The sequence below is a fragment of the Caulobacter sp. Root1472 genome, from assembly GCF_001426985.1.
GTDB classification, from domain to species: domain Bacteria; phylum Pseudomonadota; class Alphaproteobacteria; order Caulobacterales; family Caulobacteraceae; genus Caulobacter; species Caulobacter rhizosphaerae.
Window position 1 is genome coordinate 156,675 of sequence record NZ_LMFX01000050.1, and the last position, 24,652, is coordinate 181,326.

General features: G+C 69.3%; 24 protein-coding genes and 2 pseudogenes. 12 read left to right on the plus strand and 14 right to left on the minus strand.

From position 1 onward, the window contains the following. Positions 1 to 85 precede the first annotated feature (85 nt). The 9 genes from ASD47_RS24430 to ASD47_RS24470 all read left to right on the plus strand — a co-directional run bounded on the left by ASD47_RS24430 (position 86) and on the right by ASD47_RS24470 (position 7,333). A complete protein-coding gene (locus ASD47_RS24430; protein ID WP_056762331.1) occupies positions 86 to 322 on the plus strand; it encodes a hypothetical protein in 237 nt (78 codons plus the stop codon). Positions 323 to 532: 210 nt separating this feature from the next. Further along, positions 533 to 1,087: a F0F1 ATP synthase subunit delta gene (locus ASD47_RS24435; protein WP_056762334.1), complete on the plus strand. Its 555-nt coding sequence runs from the start codon at positions 533 to 535 to the stop codon at positions 1,085 to 1,087. 50 nt (positions 1,088 to 1,137) lie between these two features. Beyond that, positions 1,138 to 2,670 (plus strand): F0F1 ATP synthase subunit alpha, encoded by a 1,533-nt coding sequence (gene atpA, locus ASD47_RS24440; RefSeq protein ID WP_056762336.1) that lies wholly within the window; start codon positions 1,138 to 1,140, stop codon positions 2,668 to 2,670. Positions 2,671 to 2,704: 34 nt separating this feature from the next. Beyond that, positions 2,705 to 3,580: a F0F1 ATP synthase subunit gamma gene (locus tag ASD47_RS24445; protein WP_056762338.1), complete on the plus strand. Its 876-nt coding sequence runs from the start codon at positions 2,705 to 2,707 to the stop codon at positions 3,578 to 3,580. Positions 3,581 to 3,637: 57 nt separating this feature from the next. Continuing rightward, a complete protein-coding gene (gene atpD, locus ASD47_RS24450; protein WP_056762341.1) occupies positions 3,638 to 5,266 on the plus strand; it encodes a F0F1 ATP synthase subunit beta in 1,629 nt (542 codons plus the stop codon). Further along, a complete protein-coding gene (locus tag ASD47_RS24455; RefSeq protein ID WP_029910885.1) occupies positions 5,266 to 5,514 on the plus strand; it encodes a hypothetical protein in 249 nt (82 codons plus the stop codon). Before atpD ends, ASD47_RS24455 begins: the two co-directional genes overlap by 1 nt. After that, positions 5,514 to 5,774 (plus strand): ATP synthase F1 subunit epsilon, encoded by a 261-nt coding sequence (locus ASD47_RS24460; protein WP_028038864.1) that lies wholly within the window; start codon positions 5,514 to 5,516, stop codon positions 5,772 to 5,774. Before ASD47_RS24455 ends, ASD47_RS24460 begins: the two co-directional genes overlap by 1 nt. A gap of 8 nt (positions 5,775 to 5,782) precedes the next feature. Beyond that, positions 5,783 to 6,736: a metallophosphoesterase gene (locus tag ASD47_RS24465; protein WP_056762343.1), complete on the plus strand. Its 954-nt coding sequence runs from the start codon at positions 5,783 to 5,785 to the stop codon at positions 6,734 to 6,736. A 72-nt stretch (positions 6,737 to 6,808) separates the two neighbouring features. Then, entirely contained in the window at positions 6,809 to 7,333 is a 525-nt protein-coding gene (locus ASD47_RS24470) for a hypothetical protein (RefSeq protein ID WP_056762345.1), read from the plus strand. A gap of 67 nt (positions 7,334 to 7,400) precedes the next feature. On the opposite strand, the gene ASD47_RS24475 is transcribed toward ASD47_RS24470, so the two are convergent. Beyond that, positions 7,401 to 8,861, minus strand: coding sequence for a tyrosinase family protein (locus ASD47_RS24475; protein WP_056762347.1), 1,461 nt, complete (start codon positions 8,859 to 8,861; stop codon positions 7,401 to 7,403). Beyond that, positions 8,848 to 9,657: a DUF2182 domain-containing protein gene (locus ASD47_RS24480; protein ID WP_235526198.1), complete on the minus strand. Its 810-nt coding sequence runs from the start codon at positions 9,655 to 9,657 to the stop codon at positions 8,848 to 8,850. The genes ASD47_RS24475 and ASD47_RS24480 overlap by 14 nt, the downstream gene beginning before the upstream one ends. 287 nt (positions 9,658 to 9,944) lie before the next feature. Between ASD47_RS24480 and ASD47_RS24485 the strand changes: the two genes are divergently transcribed. Beyond that, positions 9,945 to 10,652, plus strand: coding sequence for a hypothetical protein (locus ASD47_RS24485; RefSeq protein ID WP_056762350.1), 708 nt, complete (start codon positions 9,945 to 9,947; stop codon positions 10,650 to 10,652). A 121-nt stretch (positions 10,653 to 10,773) separates the two neighbouring features. Then, complete coding sequence (gene sugE / locus ASD47_RS26395) at positions 10,774 to 11,097, plus strand: quaternary ammonium compound efflux SMR transporter SugE (protein WP_082564796.1); 324 nt, start codon at positions 10,774 to 10,776, stop codon at positions 11,095 to 11,097. A 56-nt stretch (positions 11,098 to 11,153) separates the two neighbouring features. Here sugE and mdoH read toward each other — a convergent pair. The 9 genes and pseudogenes from mdoH to rsfS form a co-directional block, all read right to left on the minus strand. Continuing rightward, positions 11,154 to 12,932 (minus strand): annotated as a pseudogene (gene mdoH, locus ASD47_RS27830) (glucans biosynthesis glucosyltransferase MdoH); the annotation flags it as partial. 220 nt (positions 12,933 to 13,152) lie between these two features. Further along, positions 13,153 to 13,902 (minus strand): alpha/beta fold hydrolase, encoded by a 750-nt coding sequence (locus ASD47_RS24495; protein WP_056762354.1) that lies wholly within the window; start codon positions 13,900 to 13,902, stop codon positions 13,153 to 13,155. A 43-nt stretch (positions 13,903 to 13,945) separates the two neighbouring features. Continuing rightward, positions 13,946 to 15,535 (minus strand): alpha/beta hydrolase, encoded by a 1,590-nt coding sequence (locus ASD47_RS24500; RefSeq protein ID WP_056762356.1) that lies wholly within the window; start codon positions 15,533 to 15,535, stop codon positions 13,946 to 13,948. 27 nt (positions 15,536 to 15,562) lie between these two features. Further along, positions 15,563 to 16,075 (minus strand): RNA pyrophosphohydrolase, encoded by a 513-nt coding sequence (locus ASD47_RS24505; RefSeq protein ID WP_056762358.1) that lies wholly within the window; start codon positions 16,073 to 16,075, stop codon positions 15,563 to 15,565. Next, positions 16,072 to 17,253, minus strand: a complete 1,182-nt coding sequence (locus ASD47_RS24510; RefSeq protein WP_056762359.1) for a divergent polysaccharide deacetylase family protein — start codon at positions 17,251 to 17,253, stop codon at positions 16,072 to 16,074. The genes ASD47_RS24505 and ASD47_RS24510 overlap by 4 nt, the downstream gene beginning before the upstream one ends. A 238-nt stretch (positions 17,254 to 17,491) precedes the next feature. Further along, a complete protein-coding gene (locus tag ASD47_RS24515) occupies positions 17,492 to 18,883 on the minus strand; it encodes a S41 family peptidase (protein WP_056762361.1) in 1,392 nt (463 codons plus the stop codon). Positions 18,884 to 18,996: 113 nt separating this feature from the next. After that, positions 18,997 to 20,052 (minus strand): murein hydrolase activator EnvC, encoded by a 1,056-nt coding sequence (locus ASD47_RS24520; protein WP_056762365.1) that lies wholly within the window; start codon positions 20,050 to 20,052, stop codon positions 18,997 to 18,999. Between the two features lie 15 nt (positions 20,053 to 20,067). Continuing rightward, positions 20,068 to 20,532, minus strand: coding sequence for a 23S rRNA (pseudouridine(1915)-N(3))-methyltransferase RlmH (gene rlmH, locus ASD47_RS24525; RefSeq protein WP_056762367.1), 465 nt, complete (start codon positions 20,530 to 20,532; stop codon positions 20,068 to 20,070). A gap of 122 nt (positions 20,533 to 20,654) precedes the next feature. Beyond that, the gene (gene rsfS, locus ASD47_RS24530) at positions 20,655 to 21,083 is read right to left on the minus strand and encodes a ribosome silencing factor (protein ID WP_162251709.1); all 429 of its coding nucleotides are present in this window, start codon (positions 21,081 to 21,083) and stop codon (positions 20,655 to 20,657) included. 164 nt (positions 21,084 to 21,247) lie between these two features. On the opposite strand from rsfS, the gene ASD47_RS24535 reads away from it, so the two are divergent. Then, positions 21,248 to 21,478, plus strand: coding sequence for a hypothetical protein (locus ASD47_RS24535; RefSeq protein WP_156402412.1), 231 nt, complete (start codon positions 21,248 to 21,250; stop codon positions 21,476 to 21,478). Between the two features lie 9 nt (positions 21,479 to 21,487). Here the strand turns inward: ASD47_RS24535 and ASD47_RS24540 are convergent, their stop codons facing one another. The 3 genes and pseudogenes from ASD47_RS24540 to ASD47_RS28380 form a co-directional block, all read right to left on the minus strand. Beyond that, positions 21,488 to 22,141: a nicotinate-nucleotide adenylyltransferase gene (locus tag ASD47_RS24540; RefSeq protein ID WP_056762371.1), complete on the minus strand. Its 654-nt coding sequence runs from the start codon at positions 22,139 to 22,141 to the stop codon at positions 21,488 to 21,490. Further along, positions 22,107 to 23,381 (minus strand): glutamate-5-semialdehyde dehydrogenase, encoded by a 1,275-nt coding sequence (locus ASD47_RS24545; protein WP_056762373.1) that lies wholly within the window; start codon positions 23,379 to 23,381, stop codon positions 22,107 to 22,109. The genes ASD47_RS24540 and ASD47_RS24545 overlap by 35 nt, the downstream gene beginning before the upstream one ends. Before the next feature lie 1,155 nt (positions 23,382 to 24,536). Beyond that, a pseudogene (locus ASD47_RS28380) lies at positions 24,537 to 24,625 on the minus strand (hypothetical protein); the annotation flags it as partial. Positions 24,626 to 24,652 lie beyond the last annotated feature (27 nt).

Genomic DNA, 24,652 nt, shown 5'->3' on the forward strand with positions numbered 1-24,652 from the left:
GTTTCCTCGAGCATTCGCCTGATGGGGCGGCGGACCGGTTCCGCCGCCCTTTTTCTTCCGACAGGTTCGCACTAAGGGATCTAGCATGACCGCCTCGACCGCCGCCCTGCTGGAAGACGCCCTGCGCCAGGCCGCCGGGGCCGACGCCGAACCGGCCTCGATGATCATCGACTACGCCGCCGCCGGACCGGTCTCCGCCCACAGGGCCTGGATCGAGCGCGCGACCCGCAGCCTGGTCTTCGCCCAGGCCGAGGCCCGTACCGAGGACGGAAATTTGGTGGCCGCCGCCTCGGCTGTGTTCCGCAGGGTCACGCACGGCTAGCGGACCGCTTTTCCGAAACGCCGTCGCACCTTACGCATTGGCCTTGGTTGCGACTGCGAAGGCTGCGTGTTATCAGGCGCGCGGCTTCGGACAGGGCAGCGCGTCAGCGCCGGCCGTCCATGCGCTTTTCTAGAGCGCGCTCAAGCCTTTAAGCCGGGACGAGGGTTAATCTTCTTGTCCGCGGCGATTGCAACGCACCGGGCGGAACAAGTGGCGGACGAAACCAAGGCGACGGATGCGGGTCAGCGCTATGCGCAGTCCCTCTTCGAACTGACGATCGAGAGCAACCAGCTGGTCCAGGTCGAGGCCGACCTGAAGGCGCTGCGCACGATGGTGGCGCAGAGCGCCGACCTGCGTCGCCTGATCGACAGCCCGGCCTTCTCGGCCGAGGACAAGGCCAAGGGCCTGACCGCCGTGGCCGCCAAGGCCCAGTTCCAGCTGCTGACCGCCAAGTTCCTGGGCCTGGTGGCCAGCAACGGCCGGTCCGGCGACCTGCTGGGCGCCATCAGCGCCTTTGTCGAGCTGTCGGCCCAGCACCGTGGCGTCGTCACCGCCGAGGTGACCACGGCCAAGGCCCTGACCGCCGCCCAGCTGAAGGGCGTGTCGGCCGCCGTCGCCGCCGCCGTCGGCAAGACCCCTGAAATCTCGACCCGCGTCGATCCGTCCATCCTGGGCGGCATCAAGGTGCGTGTCGGCTCCCGCCTGTTCGATGCTTCGCTCCGTTCGAAGCTCGATTCCCTGAAATTCGCCCTGAAGCGCGCCTAACGCTTTATAAGCGCGCCCTAAAGATAAAACGCAGAGAGCCCAAGACAGCCATGGACATCCGCGCCGCCGAGATTTCGGCCATCCTCAAGTCGCAGATCGCCAATTTCGGCGAAGAAGCCGCCGTCTCGGACGTCGGCCAGGTGCTGTCCGTCGGTGACGGCATCGCCCGCATCTACGGTCTGGACAACGTCCAGGCCGGCGAGATGGTCGAGTTCCCGAAGGCCGGCGTGAAGGGCATGGCCCTGAACCTCGAGCGCGACAATGTCGGCGCCGTGATCTTCGGCCAGGACCAGGCCATCAAGGAAGGCGACGAAGTCCGCCGCCTCGGCGAGATCGTCGACGTGCCGGTCGGCCGCGGCCTGCTGGGCCGCGTCGTCAACCCGCTGGGCGAGCCGATCGACGGCAAGGGCCCGATCGAATACACCGAGCGTCGCCGGGTCGACGTCAAGGCCCCGGGCATCATTCCGCGCAAGTCGGTGCACGAGCCCGTCCAGACCGGCCTGAAGTCGATCGACACCCTGATCCCGGTCGGCCGCGGCCAGCGCGAACTGATCATCGGCGACCGCCAGACCGGCAAGACCGCCGTCGCCATCGACACCATCCTGAACCAGAAGGCCGCCAACGCCGGCAAGGACGAGAGCGCCAAGCTCTACTGCGTCTATGTCGCCATCGGCCAGAAGCGCTCGACCGTCGCCCAGATCGTCAAGACGCTCGAAGAGCACGGCGCCCTGGAATACACCACCGTCGTGGTGGCCTCGGCCTCGGAGCCGGCCCCGCTGCAATACCTGGCCCCGTTCGCCGGCTGCGCCATGGGCGAGTGGTTCCGCGACAACGGCCTGCATGGCCTGATCATCTATGACGATCTCAGCAAGCAGGCCGTCGCCTATCGCCAGATGTCGCTGCTGCTGCGCCGCCCGCCGGGCCGCGAAGCCTATCCGGGCGACGTCTTCTACCTGCACTCGCGCCTGCTGGAACGCGCCGCCAAGTTGAACGAAGACAACGGCTCGGGCTCGCTGACCGCCCTGCCGATCATCGAGACCCAGGCCAACGACGTGTCGGCCTACATCCCGACCAACGTGATCTCGATCACCGACGGCCAGATCTTCCTGGAAACCGACCTGTTCTACCAGGGCATCCGCCCGGCCGTGAACGTCGGCATCTCGGTGTCGCGCGTCGGCTCGTCGGCCCAGATCAAGGCGATGAAGCAGGTCGCCGGCCCGATCAAGGGCGAGCTGGCCCAGTACCGTGAAATGGCCGCCTTCGCGAAGTTCGGTTCGGACCTGGACGCCTCGACCCAGAAGATGCTGGCCCGCGGCGAGCGCCTGACCGAGCTGCTGAAGCAGCCGCAATACGCGCCGCAAGCGGTGGAAGAGCAGGTCTGCGTGATCTACGCCGGCACCCGCGGCTACCTGGACAAGATCCCGACCTCGTCGGTTCGCCGGTTCGAGAGCGAGTTCCTGGCCCGCCTGCACAGCCAGCACAAGGACCTGCTGGACGGCATCCGCACCAAGAAGGCTCTCGACAAGGACCTGGAGAACACGCTGAAGAGCGTGCTCGACAGCTTCTCGGCGACCTTCGCCTAAGCCCCCTCGGAACGCTCGGAGAGAGTAGCGCCGAATGGCCAGCTTGAAGGAAATGCGCAATCGGATCTCGAGCGTCAAGGCGACGCAGAAGATCACGAAGGCGATGCAGATGGTGGCGGCGGCCAAGCTCCGCCGCAGCCAGGATGCGGCCGAAGCCGCGCGCCCCTATGCGCGTCGGCTGGCGAACGTCATCGCCAACCTGGCGAGCGGCGTGTCCGGCGACGGGGCTCCGGCCCTGCTGGCCGGCACCGGCCGGGACGATCGCCACCTGATCGTCGTGGCCGCCGCCGACCGCGGCCTGGCCGGCGGCTTCACCTCGTCGATCGTCCGCGCCGCCCGCGAGCGGATCGACGCCCTGGTCCACGAGGGCAAGGACGTGAAGATCGTCTGCGTCGGCAAGAAGTCGACCGCCCAGCTGCGCCGCCTGTACGGCGAGCGCATCGTCGAGAACTTCGACCTGTCAGCCTACCGCCAGTTCACCCTGTCGGTGGCCCAGCCGATCGCCGACGTGGTCACGCGCCTGTACGAAGCCGGCGATGTCGACGTGGTCACCCTGTTCTACAGCCGCTTCAGGTCGGTGGTGCAGCAGGTCCCGACCGCGCTGCAGCTGATCCCGGCCGTGGTCGAAGGCGGCGAGCCCGCCTCCGGCCCGGCGGCCGTCTACGAGTACGAGCCCTCGGAAGAGGCCATCCTCGAGACCCTGCTGCCGCGCAACCTGACGGTCCAGATCCTGTCGGCCCTGCTCGACAACATGGCCGGCTTCTACGCCAGCCAGATGACGGCGATGGACAACGCCACGCGCAACGCCGGCGACATGATCAAGCGCTACACCCTCGAATACAACCGTTCCCGCCAGGCCCAGATCACCAAGGAGCTGATCGAGATCATCTCCGGCGCCGAAGCCGTCTGATCAAAAGCCTAACGTAAAAAACGCACGCACGAGCACGCACGAAAGACCCTGAACGCCATGGCCAAGACCCCCGCTAAGGCTCCCGCCGCCGTCGCCAAGCCGGCCGCCGTGAAGAAGCCCGCCGCTCCGAAGGCCGCCGCCGCGGCCGCCGCTCCCGCCGTCGCCGCCAAGGCTCCGGCCGCCAAGAAGCCCGCCGCCCCCAAGGCCGCGGCGCCGAAGGCGACCCAGGCCGCCCCGGCCACCATCGGCGCCGCGACCGGCAAGCTGGTGCAGGTCATCGGCGCCGTCGTCGACGTCGAGTTCGAAGGCCCGCTGCCGGCCATCCTGAACGCCCTGGAAACCGTCAACACCGCCTCGGGCCAGCGCCTGGTGTTCGAAGTCGCCCAGCACCTGGGCCAGAACACCGTCCGCGCCATCGCCATGGACGCCACCGAGGGGCTGGTCCGCGGCCAGGCCGTGCGCGACACCGGCGAGTCGATCCGGGTTCCGGTCGGTCCCGGCACCCTGGGCCGCATCATGAACGTCATCGGCGAGCCGATCGACGAGCAGGGCCCGATCCAATCGGACATCTTCCGCACGATCCACCGCGACGCGCCGTCCTTCGCCGAGCAGACCAACACCGCCGAAGTGCTGGTCACCGGAATCAAGGTCATCGACCTGATGTGCCCCTACACCAAGGGCGGCAAGATCGGCCTGTTCGGCGGCGCCGGCGTCGGCAAGACCGTGACGATGCAGGAGCTGATCAACAACATCGCCAAGGCTTACGGCGGTTACTCAGTGCTGGCCGGCGTGGGCGAACGCACCCGCGAAGGCAACGACCTCTATCACGAGATGATCGAGTCGAACGTCAACGTCGACCCGAAGGCCAACAACGGCTCGACCGAAGGCAGCCGCTGCGCCCTGGTCTACGGCCAGATGAACGAACCCCCGGGCGCCCGCGCCCGCGTGGCCCTGACCGGTCTCTCCATCGCCGAATACTTCCGCGATGAAGAAGGCAAGGACGTGCTGCTTTTCGTCGACAACATCTTCCGCTTCACCCAAGCCGGCGCCGAAGTGTCGGCTCTGCTGGGCCGCATCCCCTCGGCCGTGGGCTATCAGCCTACCCTGGCCACCGAGATGGGCAACCTGCAGGAGCGCATCACCTCGACCAACAAGGGCTCGATCACCTCGGTCCAGGCCATCTACGTGCCCGCCGACGACCTGACCGACCCGGCGCCCGCCGCCTCGTTCGCCCACTTGGACGCCACCACCGTCCTGTCGCGCGACATCGCCGCCCAGGCCATCTTCCCCGCCGTCGATCCGCTGGACTCGACCTCGCGGATCATGGACCCGCTGGTCATCGGCGAAGAGCACTACAACGTGGCCCGTTCGGTCCAGGAAGTGCTGCAGCAGTACAAGGCCCTGAAGGACATCATCGCCATCCTGGGCATGGACGAGCTGTCGGAAGAGGACAAGCTGACGGTCGCCCGCGCCCGCAAGATCCAGCGCTTCCTGTCCCAGCCGTTCCACGTCGCCGAGCAGTTCACCAACACGCCCGGCGCCTTCGTCCAGCTGAAGGACACCATCCGCTCGTTCAAGGGCATCGTGGACGGCGAGTACGACCACCTGCCGGAAGCCGCCTTCTACATGGTCGGCCCGATCGAGGAAGCGGTGGCCAAGGCTGAAAAGCTGGCCGGCGAAGCCTGATGACCGACGAGCACGAGCTGATCAACTTCTGCTGCGAAGAGCTCGAGGATGCGGTGTCTTCGGATCCCGAGGACGCGCTGATCGAGCACGACAGCGGATTGATCCTGCTCAATCTGGGTCATCGGGAAGAGGGTGGTGAAACCGGCGTCGTGCTGGCCACCATCCGCTTCTGTCCGTTCTGCGGCACCGAGATCCAGACCGACGAAGACATCGAAGCGGCCCTGGGCGCCGTGGAGACACACGACTGATGGCTAAGCTGCACTTCTCCCTCGTCGCGCCCGAGCGCGAACTGTTCTCGGCCGAGGTCGACCAGGTCGACGCACCGGGCACGGAAGGCGACTTCGGCGTCCTGCCGAACCACGCGCCGTTCATGACCACCCTGCGCGAAGGCCGGGTCACGGTCCGCGACGGCTCGAGCGTGCGCCTGTTCGACATCCAGGGCGGTTTCGCCGACGTCGGCCCGGACGGCTTCACCATCCTGGCCGAGCACGCGGTCGAGGCGGCGTAAGTCCTTCGATGGCCGGGCCTGGCGGTGTCCTGCTGCTGGCCTGGATCGGCGCCTTCGCCGGACCTTTGATCATCCTGACGGCCTGGGCGCTGCTGCGGCGCTCGGGCCGTTTGCGTCTGGCCTGGACCTTGGCGGGGCTGGCGCTGGTCGCCTATGGCCTTGGCGTCTGGGCCTTCCTGATCGAGCCGCGCCTGCTGGTCGTGCGCCAGGTGACGATCGAGTCGCCGGCCTGGCGCGGTCCGCCGGTGCGCCTGGGTCTGATCAGCGACACCCATGTCGCCGCGCCCCATGTCGATCCGGCCCGGGTGGCGCGGGTGGTGGCGCGGATGAACGCCCAGCATCCCGACGCCGTGCTGCTGTTGGGCGACTACGCCGGCGGCCATGAGCCGGCCGCGACCCGGGCCGTTCCCGCCCGGTCGGAGATCCTGCGCGGGGTCGCCGCCTTCAAGGGTCTGCGGGCGCGGCTGGGCGTCTACGCCGTGCTCGGCAATCACGACTGGTGGTACGACGGTCCGGCGATCGAGCGGGCCCTGGCGGCCAGCGGCGCGGTGGTGCTGGAGAACCGCGCGGTGCTCGCGCCGCGCCCCGAAGGCGCCTTCTGGATCGCCGGCCGGGCCGACCTCGACTCCTTCCGCGCCGAGCCGTCCTACCCCCGCGCCTTGGCGGGCGTTCCGACGGCCGCGCCGGTCGTGGTCCTGAGCCGTTGGCCCGACCCGTTCGCCCAGGCGCCGGACCGCGTCGCCCTGACGGTGGCGGGCCACACCCATTGCGGCCAGGTCAATCTGCCGGTGCTGGGCCGCCTGGTCCATGCGTCGCGGGCCGCGCGCCGTTGGGGCTGCGGCGCCTATGTCGACCGCGGGCGGCATCTGTTCGTCACGGGCGGCCTCGGCGTGTCGATTCTGCCCGTCCGCTTTCGGGCGCCGCCCAAGATCGTCATCGTCACCCTGCGGGCGCCAGACTAGAAGAACGTCGTTATGTGGATTCTCGATATCGGGTAGCCTGACGTGCGCCACGCCGGCGCCGGGGAGAACGCGATGCGGATCGCGACGACGGTTCTGATCTCGGCCCTTCTGGCCGCCAGCGCGGCCCAGGCCGCGCCCACCTATCGCCAGGAGGTGGTGGACGTCTTCAAGAGCGTCTGCCTGCCGGCCGGAACCAACGCCGCAGCGGTCGGGCTCGCGGCCGCCAAGCTGGGCTGGAAGCCGGCGCCAGCGTCGATCAAGGCCCTGTGGCAAGATCCAGCGACCAAGGTCTGGGTGTCGCCGACGACGGCGCGGTTCTACCTGGCCCAGGCCCCGCAGGACGGTTTCTGCCAGGTCGGCTACTATGGCGGGGCCCAGCCGCCGACCGATCCGGTCGCCTTTTCCACCCTGCTGCGCAACATCATGATCCATGCCGGCATCGCCGTCGGCTCGGGCTTCGTGAAGACGGCCGAGGATAACCAGCTGATCCAGAAGGGGACGTATCTCTCGCCGGCCTATCCGGGCCTGAAGATGTACGTGGTCGTCGCCAACTTCCCCGATGCGGCGACCTTCGTGCTGAGCACCGCCAAGCCCTGAGCGCGCGCCGCTGGGCAAGTCGCAACGGCCCGGGCGCGGCGGCGTCCGGGCCGTTCGCCGCTTGGGATCAGGCGTCCTCGAGGAGAAGCCGGGCGTTGATCGTGGGATTGCCCAGGGCCGAGAGCGGGAAGCGCGCGCCGATCTCTTCATGGCCGGGCACGGCGACCTCCACGGTGAGTTTGCGGCCGGTGATGCGGTCGGCGTCCAGCTGGAAGTTGACGTTGACGAGGGCCAGCTTGCGGCAGTTCTCACAGTCGCGCGGGGCGTTGGGCTGGAAGAAGGCGCGGGTGGCGACCACCTCGCCGTCGGCCAGCAGGTTGACCTCGAAGGAGCCTGGGATGTTGAGCCGGTCGATGTTCTTGACCATCACCGACACCTTGGCCGCCGGCGGGATGACGAAGGCGCGCGCCGCTGCGATGCTGCCGAGCTTGTTCACCAATGTCGCCTCGGCCGCCATGGCGGGCTCCTCGTAGCCGATGCCGAACGCGATGGTCTGGTCCGCCGTGGTGTCGAAGGGCGGCAGGGCGTTGAACGGCGCCGACAACCAACCTGTATTCCCTTCGAGGGTCGAGGTGAAGCCGGTCAGGGTGGTGGCGGAGTCGTTGACCTGCCAGCGCAGCCAGAGCCGATCGAGATTGCAATGGAAGAACCAGAAGATCGGATCGAACGAGGCGACGTTCTGGTCGGCCATCGTCGGGCCGATCGACATGTGGCCGCCGTCGTGGGCCGCGATGAAGTCGTCCTGCATGCCGCTGACGCCGGAGACGCCCCAAAGGGTTTGCACCAAGGCCGAATTGATGTGCTGGAGCACGCTGTAGCGGGCCAGGCCGGCGTTGATCCCGGCCTGGTCGTTCCGGATCGTGCGATAGCCGGCCCCGTAGGGCGGCCCGAGGTCGGCGGCGACGACATAGCTGTCGAAGGGCGGCTGCTTGAGGAGATCCGGCACGGGCGTGGAGATATCCCAGTAGGGAACGGTGACGTCCTGGCATCCAGGCACCGATCGCAGCGCATCCTCGAAGGCCTTCAGATAGACCCGGTGCCAGGGATTGAAGCGGTCCTCGTGATGCAGGCACCAGGTCTGCGGCAGGCCGTGGACGCCGGCGAGGGCGGCGTAGCTGGTGGGATCGCTGGCGTCCCGGGCCATCACGCCCGTGAACGCCGTCTTCAACTGCTCGATCTCGGCCGGGCTGAGGGTGGCGACGTTCTTGCGGATCCGCTCGGCGGGCGCGGCGGCCGCCAGGGCGGCGATCGTCGGCGCGACGGCGGTTCCCATCGGATAGCCGGCGACGATCCAGTTGCGGAAGGTCTGTGAGCGTTCGGCGCTCCATTTGCGATCCGGCTCGGGCGGCATGTCGCCGCCGGGCTGGGTGGTGTGGGCGTAGATCGCCAGGGCGTTTTTCTTGACCCCGGCATAGGACCCAAGATCGATGTTCTTGGCCGCCATGTGCTGGATGTCGATCGTGTCGAAGAAATAGCGGATGTCGGCCATGTAGGTTGGATTGGCGACGAGCTGTTCAGCCTGCGGCATGTCTGACCCCTGATGCGTGGTGGACGAGGGTTGCGACGGGAGGCCCGTCTTCATTCGGCTTGGGATGGGCTCGCGAGGATTGGGAAGCGATACGAAAGGCGTCGTCCGTCGCGGCCCGCCGCGTCGCCCGCGCCTCGGCGAGGCGACGCAGGCGTCCGTGGTCGGCCCATTGCAGCACCGTGGCCGCCATCATCAGGACGATGTGGTGCCCATGGACGACCAGCGGGGCGAGCATCAGCGGCCAGCAGGTGAGGACGCAGCCCGCGCCATGCCTGAAGCCGTCCAGGGCGCGCCGGCCCGGCGCCGGCCCGGAAGCCTCCGCTGGAGAGGAAGGTCGGCACAGCCTCGAAGCCAGCCGGTGAAAGGGGCTCACCCGCCAAGCCAGCGCCGTCACGGCCATGGCGGTCAGGGCCGCGCCGCGGTCCGGAAGCGCGCCGGCGACCCAGAGCGCGGCGGGAACCAGGGCAAGGCCCGCCAGCAGCCACAGGGCGCCGTAGCCGGCTACGAACAGCGGAAGGGCGCCGGGGGCCTCGGGGGAGGCGTTGCGCGGCGCGGTCAGGGCGGGACCCAGGGCCATCGGTGTCATCGCCAGGACCATGGCCGCCCAACCCTCGGCCAGGCGATCGGCGGGATTCAGCAGCAGTCCAGCTTGCAGGTTTCGCCAGCCATCGCCGATCGCCGACGCGCCCGAGGCGCAGTTGGAAAGGCTCAGGAAGGGGTGGCCGATGGCGATCATCGCCGCCCAACCCAGGCCGGCGACGCACATCAGGATCAGCCACGCGCTGCGGGCTTGCATCATCGCGACGTCCCCCGCCGGCAATATGTTGAGCAACCCTAAGACGTAAAATGGTGGTATACAACTATAAAAACCGAAATTTCGGGCGTTATCCGAAAAGGGAGAAGCGCGCCGTTCCAGTCGCTCCGGCCGCCGCGCCCCTGCCCCTGGGGCGTCCGGTCGCACCCGCGCGCTGAGAAAATTACACCTGTGACCGCTTCTCCGCCTTAATCGGCCACCATAAGGGTTGCGAGGGACCGCTTGTCGGTTTTAATGCCGACCTCTTGCCTAACGGGGATAACTCGACCATGCGCCTTGCGCTCGCCAGCCTCTTTGCTCTCGGCGCGGTTTCGACCGCCGTCGCCCAGGAGCAAACCGCTCCGACTGCTCCGACCGCTCCGGCTCCCGCAGCCGCCCCGGCGCCCGCCGCCGATCCGGCCGCCCAGACCCCCGCCACGCCGGCCGACACCATGACCGCGACCCCCGCCGTGGCCGCGCCGCCCGCCGGCCAGGCGCCGGACTATGTCGCCCCGACCCGCGGCCCGCCGACCACCGACCCGGTCTCGCTGCAGCTGCTGGGCGTGCTCGACAAGGTCTGCAAGCCGGCCGTGGTCGGCGGCGACATGCCGTCCCTGGCCAAGGCCGCCGGGATGAAGAAGAAGAAAGAGCAGTGGGTGATGGATATCGGCAAGCCGTATCTGATCGCCGTCGACAACCCCGGCAGCAACAAGAACGTCTGCACCGTCACCATCCAGTACGCCCAGGGCGACGCCCAGGCCCAGGCCCTGGCTAACGCCCTGCACGACTGGGCGACCTGGGAGAACAAGCCGCAGCTGCGCCTGATCCGTAACGACCTGACGGTCAGCGACGTCAAGCGCCTGACGGTGTCGTGGGACGACGCCTGGGCCGACGGCCACGCCGGCCTGGTCTACATGCGCCTGAAGAAGCTGGACGACAGCTCGATCGGCAAGAACTACGAGCAGGCCCAGATCCTGTACAGCACCACCAGCCGCTAAGGGCGGACGGATCGGGGCTTGTCCCCCGGTCCGGTGGTCCTATCTAGTCGAAGGCGCGGGGACGACCCCGCGCCTTTCGCGTTTCCGGGGACGGCCCCGCCCTGAAGTCTGGGAGCCCGTCATGGCCTGGATCATCCTCTTCGTCGCCGGTCTGTTCGAAATCGGCTGGGCCGTGGGCCTGAAGTTCACGCAAGGCTTCACGCGGCCGGTCCCCACTGTGCTGACCGCGGTCAGCCTGGTGGCCTCGATGGGCCTGCTGGGCTGGGCGGTGAAGTCCCTGCCGCTAGGCACGGCCTATGCGGTCTGGACCGGGGTGGGGGCCGTGGGCACCGCCATCGTCGGCATCCTGCTGTTCAAGGAACCGGCCACGGCCGGGCGGCTGGCCTGCCTGGCGCTGATCGTCTCGGGCATACTGGGCTTGAAGCTGTTCACGCCTTCGCACTGAACGGGCGGCGTCGGGCGCTCGCCCGGCGTCAGCAGCAGGCCGGCGTCGCGCAGCCGCACGCCGCGGGCGATGCTGGCCGTCCACCAGACGATGAACGGCGCGGCGACCAGGCTGGCCGCCGCCACGGCCAGCCACGGCGACAGGCCTGCGCCCGTGGCGGGGCCGAGCGCGGCCAGGGCCAGGCCGATCAGCATCTCGGGCCAGTGGAAGGCCAGGGCCGCGCGGCCGCTCAGCCGGCCCTCGTCGCGCTGCTGGGCCGACCAGCCGGCGTCCCGGCCCAGGGCCACCGACAGCAGGGCGCGGGTGTGGGCCGCCATGATGACCGGGGCGGTCAGGGTCGAGGCCACCGTCTCCAGCCCGACGCTGGCCAGGGCCCGCCAGGCGCCGCCGAACCGCCGGGCCCGACCCTCGGCCAGCATCATCGCGTAGGACATCAGCTTGGGCAGCAGAACGAAAGCCAGGCTGACGGCCAGGACGGCCGCTCCCGCCAGCGGATAGCCGCCGGCCTCGCCCGTCGCCGCGTCCGGCGCCGACAGCAGGGCGCCGGTCACCACCAGGGCGATCCACAGCGGCGCCAGGGCGTAGCTCAGCACGCCCCGCGCCAGGTGCAGGCGGCTGACCGGATGCAGGCCGCGCGCGCCAAGCACGCCAAGGTGCTGCAGGTTGCCCTGGCACCAGCGACGGTCGCGGATCAGGTGGTCGATCAGGGTCGGCGGGCTCTCCTCGAAACTGCCGCCCAGGGCCGGGGCCAGCCGCACGCCCCAGCCGGCCCGGCGCAGGAAGGCGGCCTCGACGAAGTCGTGGCTCAGGATGTGGCCGCCGAACGGCTTCTTGCCCTTCAGATGCGGCAGCCCGCCGGCCTGGGCGAACGCCGCCACCCGCACGATGGCGTTGTGGCCCCAATAATTGCCCTCGGCCCCGCTCCACCAGGCCACGCCCCAGGCCGCCAGCGGGCCGTAGAGGTTGTTGGCGAACTGCTCCAGGCGGCCGAACACCGTGCGGCGTCCGACGATGGTCGGAGCGGTCTGGATCAGGCCCAGCGACGGGTCGGCCTCCATGGCCGCCACCAGCCGCCAAAGGGTCAGGCCGTCCATCAGGCTGTCGGCGTCCAGCACCACCATGTGGTCATAGGCCCCGCCGTGGCGGCGCACCCATTCGGCGACATTGCCGGCCTTGCGGTCGATGTTCTCGGGGCGATGGCGATAGTAGGCCCGAGGCCCGACGCCGCCGCGCCGGAAGGCGGCGAAGCCCCGCTGCTCCTCGGCGACCACCTCGGGCCGGCGGCTGTCGCTGAGCACGACGATGTCGAACATCGGCGTCAGGCCCAGGGCGTGCAGTCCGGCCCGCATGGTCGCCAGCCGGGCGAAGAACGGCCCGACGTCTTCGTGATAGATCGGGGCCAACAGGGCTGTGCGGCTCGTCAGGGCCGGCAAGGGGGCCTGGGCCATGGCCCGCTCCCAGGCGTCGGCCCGGCGCGACAGCCACAGGCCGCCCAGGTTGGCGGCGAACGAGAAGGCCATCCAGCCGAACAGCACCAGGATCAGGCTCACATGCACGACCTCCAGCGGGTCCAGCCCGTCCCGGGCCATGGCCGCCGTCACCGCGAACACCGCCAGGCCGGTCGCCAGGGCGCAGAAGGCCGCCAGGACCGCCCGCCGCCGTCCCAGGCCGGGCTCCGGCCCGAACCGACGCGGCTCGGCGGCGCGGTGCAGAGGCTGGTCCGGCATGGCCAGCGGCGCCAGCGCCGGCGCGCCGGTGTCCGAAACCGGGGCCGCGCCCCCGAAGGAACGACGTTCCGACTCGCGTCTTTGTAGCGGATGGGTATAGGCGTGCATGAAAACCTCTTCCGCGCGGAAACACGTCGCACGCGTCAAGGTTCCTCAAGTTTAGCGACTCTATTGCATTAGTGTTTTGACGCCGAATTTCTGAGCATATCGGCCTCGAATACTGTCAAGAGGCGGTCATTTCGCCGCTTGCAAGTCAAGGAAGGGCCGTGAAAGCGCCGCAATTCGACGGCAGCCGCAGTCCGTCGCAAAACCGGGTCCGCGACCGAAGTCAGGCGGCCGCGCGACCCTCGGCGGCGATGAAGTTCAGGCAGGCGGCGGCGACCTCTTCCCAGCCCGGTTCGCCCGGCAGCCAGTGGCTCATCGACGGGAAGACCTCGCAGGATCCGCCCAGGCGCGCCGCGGTCTGGCGGACGGTGGCCGGTGGATGGATCACGTCCTTGCCGCCGGCGATCGCCAGGGTCGGAACGCCCACGGGGCTGGCGCCGGTGGTCATGAACGGGTCCATGAACCAGTTGAGGGTTTCCCACAGCGCCCGCCCGCTCTCGGCGTTCATCTTGGCGTAGAGACGCTTGCGCTCGGCGCGGGGCAGGCGGTCCAGGGTGTAGCTTTCGACGACGCCATAGTCCGGCGCCACGGCCTGCAGCCAATAGGGGCCCAAGGCGTAGAGGCTGACGGCCGACGCCGCCTCCTCCAGGGACGAGCCGGCGACGCCCCAGGGCGGGGAGGGGGCCAGCAGGATCAGCCGCGAGACCTCGGCGCGGGCGGCGGCCATCTGGGCCACCAGGCCGCCCATCGAGTGGCCGATGAGGATGGGCGGCGCGTCGCAGGCCTCGCACAGGGCGGCGATCTGCTTGGCGTAGTCGACCATCGAGCGGCCGGCCACCAGGGCGCCGTCGCCGTGTCCCAGCAGGTCGGGGGTCTGGACGACGTGGCCGGCGGCCTCGAACGGGCGGCGGAACGTGTCGAACGTCCAGCCGCCGCAGAAGGCGCCGTGCACCATGATCACCGGAGTCGCCATGCGCCCCTCGCCTGTTCGTCGGCCGGAGCGCCGAGTTTCCAGCCTACACGCTCTTCTTCGGTGATGGCGAAGATTTGGCCGCCGACTTCGTCGCGGGCGTCTTGGCCGTTTTCGCAGGCGCCGGAGCCTTGGCGGCGGCGGGCTTGGCCGCCGGCTTCGTTGCGGGAACGGCTTTGGGAGCGGCCTTGGCGGTCGCCTTCTCGGCCGGCGCGGTTTTGGCCGCCGGCTTTTCGGCCGCCGGCTTGGGCGCGGCGGTCTTGGCCGGAGCCTTGGCGGCGGCGGGCTTGGCCTCGGCCTTCGGCTTGGCCGTCGGCTTCGCGGCGGGCGGCGCCTTGGCGGCCTTCGGGGCGGCCTTCGCGGCTGGCGCGGCTTTCGGGGCGCTGGCCTCCGCGGCTGGCGCGGTGTTTGTCGCCTTGGGCTTCGCGGCGGCTTTCGGAGCGGCCTTCGCGGTCACCTTGGCGGCCGGAGCGACCTTGGCCGCGGGTTTCTCGACGGCCGGTTTGGGCGCCGCGGTCTTGGCCGGGGCTTTCGCAGCCGCCGGCTTCGGGGCCGGCGAGGCCTTGGCGGCCTTGGGGGCCGGCGCCGCCTTGGGAGCGGCCGCCTTGGCGGGAGCGGGAGCGGGCTTGGCCGCGGCCTTCGGCTTGGCCGGGGCCTTCGGGGCCGCCGGAGCGGCCTTCGCCGTGGTTTTGGGGGGCTTTGGCTCGGGGGTGATCGCCGTCGGCGCGGCGGGGGCCTTGGCGGCCGGGGTCGGCGCGGGTTCGATCGGAGCCGGGGCGGGCGTCGGCGAGGGCTCCGCGGCCTTCACGGGTTCGGGCGCAGGCGCCGGGGCGGAAGCCGGAGGCGGGCCCGGAGCGGCTTTCGGTTTGCCCGTCAGCCAGGCGATCACGTCGTCGAGAATGCTCATCGTGTTTGGCTCATCTATCAGGTAATGGGCGTTATTGGGGTAGATCTTGAGGTCGGCGGCCGGATATTTTCGGCCTACGCGCCGTACGTCCTCAAGAGGCGTGGTGCGATCCAGGGCGCCGGCCAGGACCAGCACGGGGACGGTCACCTTCGCGGCGTCGACATGGGCGGTCCGGTTCGGATCCTTGTGCGGCCAGGCGAGGTCGGCCAGGACCTGTCCGCTGTCGTGGACCATGGTCGCGTACAGCGCGTCGTGGCGCGCGGCCGGCACGGCGTTCATGACGCCGAACTTGAAGCCCGTCTTCCACATCTTGCCCGCCCTAGCCTCAGGCTTGGACTGTAGGGCCATGTTCAGGAAGGTAAAGACCGACGAGAGCTTGGGCTTGCCGCGGGCGTCGGCCGGCGAGGCGGGGGCGAACAGCACCAGGCGATCGGCGTGGCCGGCCTCGGCGATCTTCTGGGCGATCAGTCCGCCCATGGAGTGGCCGAAGACGATCGGCTTCCTGCCGTCCTCCTTGGCCAGGGTCTGGGCCAGGGCGCTCATCTCGGCGACATAGTCAGCCAGGGTCAGGCCGGCCAGGCCCGCCCGGGGGCCATCCACCGTACGCACGGCCGAGCGGATGGTCGGCGCCACGACGCGGTAGCCCTCGGCCCGCAGCCGCGCGGCCATGGGATCCCAGACGTCCCCAGCGCAACCGTAGCCGTGGATCAGCAGGATCGTATCCGCCATTCCATGCTCCCCCAGCGCGGCAAGATTTCAGCCGCCGCGCGCGAACCCACCGAACGCGGCGACGACCTGTTCGTACACCGCGCGCTTGAAGGGTACGATCAGTTCGGGCGTTTCGTCGAGAGCGCCCCATTTCCAGGCGTCGAACTCGACATGGGCGTCGGCCTCCAGGTCGATCTCGGACTCTTCGCCCAGGAAGCGGAAGGCGAACCAAACCTGCTTCTGACCCTTGAATCCACGGGCTTTTTTCGACGAGGCGAAGTCGGCGGGGAAGTCGTAGATCAGCCAGTTCTCGGTGCGGCCCAGATATTCGACCGAGGTGACGCCGGTCTCCTCGGCCAGTTCCCGGCGCGCGGCGGCCAGCAGGTCCTCGCCGTCGTCGACCCCGCCCTGCGGGAATTGCCAGTTGTGGGGCGGCGGCTGGTTGTGGCGCTTGCCCAGCCAGACGCGGCCGTCCGGATGGAACAGCACGACGCCGACATTGGGGCGGTGATCGGGGTAGGGGTCGCCTAAATCTTGTGGAGGCGTTTGGCTGGGGTTCATCGCTTGGCCATGGCCGAGGCGGGGGCCAGTTGCAAGCCCCTCCCGGACAGACCCGCGGCCCACAGCCGCACCTGGTTGATGGTCACCGGATAGGCGAAGCCCGAGCCCAGGGCTTGGCCGCGACCGGCGGCGCCGGCCTCCAGCATCTTCAGCTGGCCGTCGATCGAGCCGGCCGCCAGTTCGTCGTCGATGATCCGGTCGGCCGAGGCGCGGGGGATCGGGCCGCCGCGCAAGCTGGCCTGGCCGTCGTCGATGAAGGCCAGGCCCCGGGCCTTCAGGGCCAGGGTGAAGGTGGTCATGGCCGTGTCGCTGGTGACGAACCGCGAGCCCAGATAGTTGGTCAGGCCGTAATAGCCGGTGGCCCGCGACATCAGCCATTCCAGCTTGCGCACGGTGTCCTCGGGGCGGTTGGCGGCGATCAGGGTGTAGGGGCCCGGGTCGTTGGCCGGGTAGTCGACCGGCTCCATCGGCGCTTCCAGCAGCACCTCGTGGCCATGGCTGCGGGCCAGGTCGATCCAGCCCTGCAGGCCTTCGGAATAGGGTGCGAACGACAGGGTGATCTCGGGCGGCAGGGTTTCGATGGCCGCGCGGGTGGTCTGGGGGTTGAGGCCCAGGCCGCCGATCACCAAGGCCACCTTGGGGCGGCCGTCGGCGGTGAACGGACGAGCATAGGCGTCGGCGGCGGTCCGGCCGTCCGGGGCGATCACCGGCAGCGAGCCGCCGCCGGGACCCGGCGTGTAGAGCCCGGCGATCGGGGCGGGCGGCAGCGGGCCGTCGGCCGAGGCGACGGTCGGCGGGGCGGCGATCGTCCCGGCCTCGGCGTCGTCGCTCGCGGCGTGGCTGGCGAACGGCAGGTTCGACAGGTCCAGGGCTCCCGGCAGCAGCGGAGCCTCCTGCTCGCCCTCGCCGACCAGGGCCTCGCGCCAGCCGGGCGGGACGTTCTTGGCGGCGCCGATCTGGTCCAGGGCCACCCGCACCAGGGGCGAGCCCTTGTTGGGGTCGCCGGTGACCAGCACCAGCAGGGCCAGGCTCAGCAGGAACAGGAAGGCCGCGGCGCTGGCGCCGATGAACGGATTGGCCGCGGCCGCCAGGATCCGGGCGCGCAGGTCGCCGTCCTCGCGACCGGACGCGGGCGCGTCGGCGCTGTAGGCGGGCTTGCGGGAGAAGGTCACGGCCATGGGGTCCGAACCTAGGCGGGAAGCGCCGAATATATGGTTAATGAAGGGTGCGGCGGAATGGTTCGAATTCCCTCTCCCCCTGCGGGAGAGGGTGTCGTCCGGAGGACGACGGGTGAGGGGTCGAAGAACGAAACCGCCGCGCCCAGCGGTCAGGCTGGACGCGGCGGATCAGTCTGGAAAACACCTCATCCGACCTGCTTCGCAGGCCACCTTCTCCCGCAAGGGGAGAAGGAAGATCCTACTTCTTCTCGACCGGCGGGCCCTTGCCGGCCGCGGCGGCGGCCTTGGCGGTAACCTCGGCGATCTTGGCCTGGGGCTTGGGCAGTTTCGGCACGGCCTCGACCGAGCCGGCCTTCAGCACGGCGATGGCGCGCTGCAGCTGGAAGTCGTCCTTCTTGTCGTCGAAGCCGGGCGGCGGCGCCTCGGCCGGCGTGTGGACGCCCTGGCGGCTCTTGCCCTCGTCGGCGTTCAGCGCGTTCTTGAAGCTGGCCTCGCTGAACCACACGCGGTTGGCGATGTCCTGGGCCTGGTCGCGGGTCTGGGCCACTTCCAGGTCGGGCTCGATGCCGGTCTTCTGGATCGAGCGGCCCGACGGGGTGAAGTAGCGCGCCGTCGTCAGCTTCAGGGCGCCGTCGGCCCCGCCGCGCAGCGGGATCACCGTCTGCACCGAGCCCTTGCCGAAGCTGGTGATGCCCACCAGCTCGGCGCGGTGGCGGTCCTGCAGGGCGCCGGCGACGATTTCGGCCGCCGACGCCGAGCCCTGGTTGATCAGCACCACCACCGGCAGGCCGTTCAGCAGGTCGCCGGGCTTGGCGTTGTAGCGCTGGATATCGCGCGGGTCGCGGCCGCGCTGGCTGACCACCTCGCCGCCGTCCAGGAACACGTCCGAGACCCCCACGGCCTGGTCCAGCAGGCCGCCGGGATTGTTGCGCAGGTCGAAGATCAGCCCCTTCATGTGGGGGTTCTTGGCCTTCAGGTCGTTGATCGAGGCGGTCAGGGCGTCGGTGGCCTTCTCGTTGAAGCCGGGCAGGCGGACATAGCCGTAGTCGCCCTCCATGCGGGCGATGGCGGCCTTGGGCTTGATCACCTCGCGCGTCAGCTTGACGTCGAACGGGTCGGTCTTCTCGCGGGCGATGGTCAGGGTGACCACCTCGCCGGCCGCGCCGCGCATCTGCTTGACCGCCTCGTTGACGGTCAGGCCCAGCACCGACTGGCCGTTGACCGCGGTGATATAGTCGCCGGCCTGGATGCCGGCGCGCGAGGCGGGCGTGCCGTCCATCGGCGAGATCACCTTGACCACGCCGTCCTCGCTGGTCACCTCGATGCCCAGCCCGCCGTACTCGCCGCGGGTGGTGTCCTGCATGTCCTCGAAGCTGTCGGGCGACAGGTAACCGGAATGCGGGTCCAGGCTGGTCAGCATGCCGTCCAGCGCCGCCTCGATCAGCTTCTTGTTGTCGACCTCCGAGACGTACTGGTTGTCGACGGTCTGCAGGACATCGCCGAACAGCTCCAGCATCTTGTAGGTCTGGCCCTTGCTCGCGCTGGTCGCCTGGGCGATGGGGCTGACATAGGCCATGGTCCCCGCACCGAGGACGAAGGCCGAAACACCGATGAGCAGGTACTTGCGCATGTGGCCGAAATGGCTCCCTGACGACGCCGTCGCGCCGCGTTAAAAACTCGTCGTTCCGCTCGACTAAAGCGGACCCTTGTTCATTTGACGGCCATCATCGCTGAAAAAGCCGTCTATCGCGATCCTTGTTTCAGCCAGCGCTCCGGATCGGCTGGAACGCCGTCTTCCCGAACCTCGAAATAGAGTTCTGGCTCCGAGGCGCCATGGTCCGCCATCCGGCCAACCGTCGCGCCGGGTGCGACAGATTGTCCGGGCGCCACCGAAACCTGGTCCAGGCCGGCCAGCACCAGATGGTAGGCGCCCTGGGCGCGCAGGATCAAGACCGTGCCCCAGCCGTTCAGTGGTCCGGCGTATTCGACCACGCTGGCGGCGGGACTGGCCACGGCGTGACCCTTTTCCGTGCGGATCGTCAGCCCGGCGGCGCGGCCGCCGGCCGGCATGGCCTGGCCGAACCGGCGCTCCAGCGGTCCGGGGGCGGGCGAGACCAGGACCAGCGGCCCGGTCGCCGGCCGGGGCGTCAGCCCGTCGGTCAGGGCGCCCAGCGTGCCCTGGTCGTCTCCCGTCAGCGCTTCTTGTGCATAGGCGCGTTCCAGCTGGGTCTTCTCGACGATCATCCGCTCCAGGTCGCCCTTGCGGTCGGCGACCAGGCTCTCGGCGGTGAACAGCTCCTCGGAGGCGGCGGCGGCCTGACGGCGCAGGGCCGAAACGGCGCGGGCCTGGCGGGCGTAGCCGTCGGCCCGGGCCTGCAGCTCCGGGGTCATGGCGCGGATCAGGATCGCGGCCCGCACCGCGTCGCGGGCGTCGCCCGGGCTGACCAGCAGGGCCGGGGGCGGATCGCGGCGGAAAAGCTGCAGAGCGCTGAGCAGCCGGGCCAGCTGGCCCCGGTCGCGGCCCAGCTCGGCGACCAGCGCCGACTCCCGCTGGTGCAGGACCTCCAGCCGGGCGCGCTTGGCCGCCACGTCGCCGCCGGCGTCGACCCGCTGGCGGCCCAGGGCGTCCAGTTCGCCGCGCAGGTCGGCGATCTCGCGCCGGGTGTCGGCGGCGGCCTGCTCGTCCCTGGCCTTCTGACTGACGGGCGCCCGCTGGCCGACCTGGGCCGCGACGAGGCCGCCGGCGCCCAGCAGGACGGCCAGGAGGCTGGCGGTGATCAGGACGACGCGGCGCGACATATGCCGATCAATGCCTCAATCGCGATGATACGGCGAGCCCGCCAGGATGGTGACGGCGCGGTAGACCTGCTCGGCCAGCATGGCGCGGGCCAGGGCGTGGGGCCAGGTCTGGGGACCGAAGGCCAGGGTCTCGTCGGCCGCCGCCAGGATGGAGGGATCCAACCCGTCGGCCCCGCCGATCAGGAACACGACCTTGCGATGGCCGTCGTCGCGCAGCCGGCCCAGATGCTCGGCGAAGGCCCGCGAGGGCCGCACCTTGCCGTGCTCGTCGCAGGCGATGACGTAGGCGCCCTCCAGGTGCGGGCGCAGCACCTCGGCCTCGGCGGCCTTGCCGGGCTTGCGGGCCTCGACCTCGACGATCTCGAACGGCCCCAGGGCCAGGGCGCGGCCGGACGCCGTGGCCCGGGACGCGTAGTCCACGGCCAGCTGCGCCTCGACCATGCGGCCGAGCCTTCCGACGGTGAGGAGGGTGATCTTCATCAAGGCCCTGCGTTGAAACCCCGTCCTTCGACAGGCTCAGGATGAGGTTTCAAGGGTGACGCGGACGATAGGCGGCCCTCATCCTGAGCTTGTCGAAGGACGAGGGCGGATTCCGGACCCGCCTAGTTCGACGCCAGCCGGTGCGGCGCGTCGACGGCCCAGATCTTCTCGATGTTGTAGAACGAGCGGACTTCCGGACGGAACAGATGGACCACCACGTCGCCGGCGTCGATCAGCACCCAGTCGCAATGCGGCAGGCCTTCGACCCGCGCCTTGCCGAAGCCGCTCTCCTTGAGCGCCCGGATGATGTGGTCGGCCAGGGCGCCGACGTGGCGGTGCGACCGGCCCGACGCCACGATCAGGCTGTCGGCGACCGAGCTCTTGTCCGTCAGGTCGATGTGGACGATGTCCTGGGCCTTGTCGTCGTCGAGACGCGACAGGATCAGGGTCTCGAGGGCCTTGATACTCAGGTCCAGCTCGGACTCGGTCTTGGTCGAGGTTTCGGAAGAAACCGATCCCTCGTGCGCCGTCGGCGCGGGGTCGCTACGCAGCGGAAATGCTCCTTGGTGGGTTCGCGCAAACCCCTCCATAGCACGGAAGACTCCAAATGATGAGGGGGAACGTGGAAATGGGCGATTCCGGACGCATGATGTCGCTATTGGGCGACCGCCGCCCGATGTAGCTTCGCCGTCCCGAACCTTCCGCGGATGCGCCAATGCTGACACCCGAAGACAGAGCGATGGGCCCCGTCCTGTGGATGGTGAGCGGGGTTTTCGCCGTGATCATCGCCGCTTGCCTCTATTGGGGGCGGATACCGTTCAGCCGCTATGAGCTGGTCCGGCGCGACGAGAAGCCCGGGCTGTTCTGGCTTGGCGTCGCGACCTGGGGATTGATGTTCGTCGCGGCCGTGTGGGGCGCGCTCTATTTTACCTTGCCGGAGGCTTGAGCGTGACGCCTAACCCTTCGTCTGCCGCTTCCGCAGCGCCGTCGACGAGGCGTAGTTCAGCGGGCCGGTCAGGTAGACCCAGGCCGGAGCGGTGGCGTCGGCCAGGATCGAGGCCTCGCTGGCCGGGCGGCGGGCGAAGGCGAAGCGGCGGGCGGCCGGCGAGGTGCGGGCCTTCAGGGCCGCCCAGGGTCGCGAGATCACCGCCACCGGCACCTCGCGCATGATCTGGGTCCAGCCGCGCCAGCGATGGAACGTGGCCAGGCTGTCGGCCCCCATGATCCAGACGAACTTCACGCCCGGGAACCGCGCCCGCAGCACCCGCAGGGTGTCGATGGTGTATTGCGAGCCCAGCCGCGTCTCGGCGTCGGAGACGATCATGCCGGCCCCGCGCGCCTGCTGCCGGGCCCCGGCCAGGCGCTCGGCCAGGGGCCGCGTCTCGTGCGTCGACTTCAGCGGGTTCTGCGGCGAGACCAGCCAGATCACCTTGTCCAGCTCCAGGCGTCGCAGCGCGGTCTCGGCGACGTGGGCGTGGCCCTCGTGCGCCGGGTTGAAGCTGCCGCCGAACAGGCCCACGCGCAGGCCGGGCTCCAGGTGGAAGCCCAGCCTCTGCGCCGAGGGGCGGCCGGCTTCAGGGACGAGTCTGGCCGGTCCCGCGAACCACATATTTGAACGTCGTCAGTTGCTCGGCCCCGACCGGGCCGCGGGCGTGTAGCTTGTCGGTGGCGATGCCGATCTCGGCCCCGAAGCCGAACTCGCCGCCGTCGGCGAACTGGGTCGAGGCGTTGACCAGCACGATGGCGCTGTCGACCAGGGCCACGAACCGCTCGGCCGCCGCGGCGTCCTCCGTCAGGATCGCGTCGGTATGGCCCGAGCCGTAGGCGGCGATGTGGGCGGCCGCGCCCTCCACCCCGTCGACCACGGCCACCGAGATCGTCGGCGCCAGGTACTCGGTCGACCAGTCGGCCTCGACCGCCGGCTTCATGGTCGGCTCGATGGCCCGCGAGGGGCCGTCGCCGCGCAGCTCGCAGCCGGCCTTGATCAAGGCGTCGGCGATCGGCGGCAGCAGCTTGCCGGCCGCCGCGCGGTCCACCAGAAGCGTCTCGGCCGCGCCGCACACCGACACCCGGCGCATCTTGGCGTTCAGCACGATGTCGACGGCCTTGCGCGGGTCGGCGGCGGCGTGGACGAACACATGGTTCAGGCCCTCCAGGTGGCCCAGCACCGCCACCCTGGCCTCCTGCTGCACCCGGGCGACCAGGCTCTTGCCACCCCGGGGGATGATCAGGTCGATCGTGCGGTCTAGGCCCGACAGGATGGCCCCCACCGCGTCGCGGTCGGGGGTGCGGACGATCTGCACCGCGTCGGTCGAAATCCCCGCCGCCTTCAGCCCCTTGGCGATGGCCGCGTGGAGGGCGAGGTTGGACTGCAGGCACTCGGACCCGCCGCGCAGGATCACCGCATTGCCCGAGCGCACGCACAGGGCCGCGGCGTCGGCGGTGACGTTGGGCCGGCTCTCGAAGATCATGGCGATCACGCCGATGGGGGTGCGGACCCGGGCGATGTCCAGGCCGTTGGGACGCGTCCAGCGGGCGGTCTCCACGCCCAGCGGGTCGGGGATGGCGGCCACGGCCTCGACCCCGGCGGCCACGCCCTCCAGGCGCTCGGCGTTCAGCATCAGCCGCTCGACCATCGGCGCGGTCAGGCCGCCGGCGCCGGCCTTGTCCAGGTCACGGGCGTTGGCGGCCAGGATGGCGGGCGCGTCGGCGCGGATGGCGGCGGCCATGGCCTGGAGCGCGGCGGTGCGCTGGGCTGGCGTGGCCACGCGCAGGACCGACGCCCCGTGCCGAGCCGCCTGTCCCATCGCCGTCATCGTCGCCTGCAAGCTCATGCCCGCGTCGTCCATCGCCATCCTCCGATCCCGGATATGCTCCCCCGATATGCTCAGAGTGAGGCTTACCTAGGCGCTTTGCGGCGGCGGGGGAATGGGGAAAGGGTGGTGGGGGTGTTAGCGGGGCTGGGGAGGGGGAGCCGCCGGGTCTCAAGAGTGGCAATTGCCTGCAAAACTGGTGCGTGCTTGATGGAAAGTCTGTGGATAGGGGGCGAGTATGGCGCAAAGTATGTGGGTTGTAATTCTGACGAGTTCTGTCGCGGGCGGCGTTGTCGGTGGCGTTGTTTCTGGAGTATTTTCGCTTTGGTCAAAAAGTGTCGACTACGTAAACGATTATTATAAGATTGTCGTAAGGCGGCGCGTAGAGGCTTACGAGGAACTGGAAAAATTAGTTTCTATGTTCAAGACGTCGTTGGTGGATGCGGTACGATCTTGAGAATTCAATCTCGAGCGCTGTGGATTAGTGGTCGCGCGTTCGATGTATCGAGGCGATTGAACGTATTATTGTTTCATTTGCCTACCGATACGGAGGGGTGTGTCGTTTTTGGTAAAACTAACTATGAGGCAATAGCGAATTTACGTGTGGAGCTGGAGAGAGTTGTAGCGAGAGATACCCTGCTAATTCACAAGGTTCCGGCATTTCTGCGCGCAAAAAGGCGCGAAAAGTCGAGCTTTAGCCAAGTAAATCTGGGTCCCAAGCCTCCATCCGCCCCGGATGAGGCCGCGCCTTAAAGCCTTGGTGGATCGGAGCTCTGGCGTCTGGCCGTGTCAAGGACGACGCTCCGCGTCGCCGCGACGCGGCCGCCGGAGGCGGTCCTTGACACGGCCAGACGCCAGAGCAGGCTCGCCATCAAGGTTTCAAGGCGCGGCCTTGCCGCTGGCGGGCGAGGGCGGCAGGGGCGTTTCCGGCAAACGATCTTCCCTCCCCCTTGTGGGGAGGGTGGCCCGCGTAGCGGGTCGGGTGGGGGATCGGTGCAGGGTGTTGGACGGGGCTGGACCGCCGACTCAGCAGGCCCCCACCCGACCCTGGCGCCGCCAGGGCTACCCTCCCCATAAAGGGGAGGGAAGGGTTCTATGCTCGGCGTTCAGCCATGAAGATAAGTGATTTCAAAAGGTTGAACTTTCTCGACCCGATTTGATCCTCACCCTTTCAAACCCCCTTATCCTGTACCCACCTCGTTGCATGGAAAGGGCGCATGGCCAGCGACCGATGCGGCGGCGGGGGGCGATCGAGCGGGACTGGGCTGGAGGGGGTTACTTCAGCGTGTCCGGGGCCTTCCATCGTT

Bases quoted from the DNA above. Each gene is read 5' to 3' on its own strand.
- ASD47_RS24520 (WP_056762365.1), bottom strand. From the start codon at position 20,052: ATGTCGCGCCGCGTCGTCCTGATCACCGCCAGCCTCCTGGCCGTCCTG.
- ASD47_RS24460 (WP_028038864.1), top strand. From the start codon at position 5,514: ATGGCTAAGCTGCACTTCTCCCTCGTCGCGCCCGAGCGCGAACTGTTC.
- ASD47_RS24495 (WP_056762354.1), bottom strand. From the start codon at position 13,902: ATGGCGACTCCGGTGATCATGGTGCACGGCGCCTTCTGCGGCGGCTGG.
- ASD47_RS24500 (WP_056762356.1), bottom strand. From the start codon at position 15,535: ATGGCGGATACGATCCTGCTGATCCACGGCTACGGTTGCGCTGGGGAC.
- ASD47_RS24455 (WP_029910885.1), top strand. From the start codon at position 5,266: ATGACCGACGAGCACGAGCTGATCAACTTCTGCTGCGAAGAGCTCGAG.
- rlmH (WP_056762367.1), bottom strand. From the start codon at position 20,532: ATGAAGATCACCCTCCTCACCGTCGGAAGGCTCGGCCGCATGGTCGAG.
- ASD47_RS24430 (WP_056762331.1), top strand. From the start codon at position 86: ATGACCGCCTCGACCGCCGCCCTGCTGGAAGACGCCCTGCGCCAGGCC.
- ASD47_RS24480 (WP_235526198.1), bottom strand. From the start codon at position 9,657: ATGCAAGCCCGCAGCGCGTGGCTGATCCTGATGTGCGTCGCCGGCCTG.
- ASD47_RS24485 (WP_056762350.1), top strand. From the start codon at position 9,945: ATGCGCCTTGCGCTCGCCAGCCTCTTTGCTCTCGGCGCGGTTTCGACC.
- sugE (WP_082564796.1), top strand. From the start codon at position 10,774: ATGGCCTGGATCATCCTCTTCGTCGCCGGTCTGTTCGAAATCGGCTGG.
- ASD47_RS24465 (WP_056762343.1), top strand. From the start codon at position 5,783: ATGGCCGGGCCTGGCGGTGTCCTGCTGCTGGCCTGGATCGGCGCCTTC.
- ASD47_RS24540 (WP_056762371.1), bottom strand. From the start codon at position 22,141: ATGTGGTTCGCGGGACCGGCCAGACTCGTCCCTGAAGCCGGCCGCCCC.
- ASD47_RS24545 (WP_056762373.1), bottom strand. From the start codon at position 23,381: ATGGACGACGCGGGCATGAGCTTGCAGGCGACGATGACGGCGATGGGA.
- ASD47_RS24510 (WP_056762359.1), bottom strand. From the start codon at position 17,253: ATGGCCGTGACCTTCTCCCGCAAGCCCGCCTACAGCGCCGACGCGCCC.
- ASD47_RS24505 (WP_056762358.1), bottom strand. From the start codon at position 16,075: ATGAACCCCAGCCAAACGCCTCCACAAGATTTAGGCGACCCCTACCCC.
- ASD47_RS24470 (WP_056762345.1), top strand. From the start codon at position 6,809: ATGCGGATCGCGACGACGGTTCTGATCTCGGCCCTTCTGGCCGCCAGC.
- ASD47_RS24515 (WP_056762361.1), bottom strand. From the start codon at position 18,883: ATGCGCAAGTACCTGCTCATCGGTGTTTCGGCCTTCGTCCTCGGTGCG.
- ASD47_RS24535 (WP_156402412.1), top strand. From the start codon at position 21,248: ATGCTGACACCCGAAGACAGAGCGATGGGCCCCGTCCTGTGGATGGTG.
- atpD (WP_056762341.1), top strand. From the start codon at position 3,638: ATGGCCAAGACCCCCGCTAAGGCTCCCGCCGCCGTCGCCAAGCCGGCC.
- ASD47_RS24445 (WP_056762338.1), top strand. From the start codon at position 2,705: ATGGCCAGCTTGAAGGAAATGCGCAATCGGATCTCGAGCGTCAAGGCG.
- atpA (WP_056762336.1), top strand. From the start codon at position 1,138: ATGGACATCCGCGCCGCCGAGATTTCGGCCATCCTCAAGTCGCAGATC.
- ASD47_RS24475 (WP_056762347.1), bottom strand. From the start codon at position 8,861: ATGCCGCAGGCTGAACAGCTCGTCGCCAATCCAACCTACATGGCCGAC.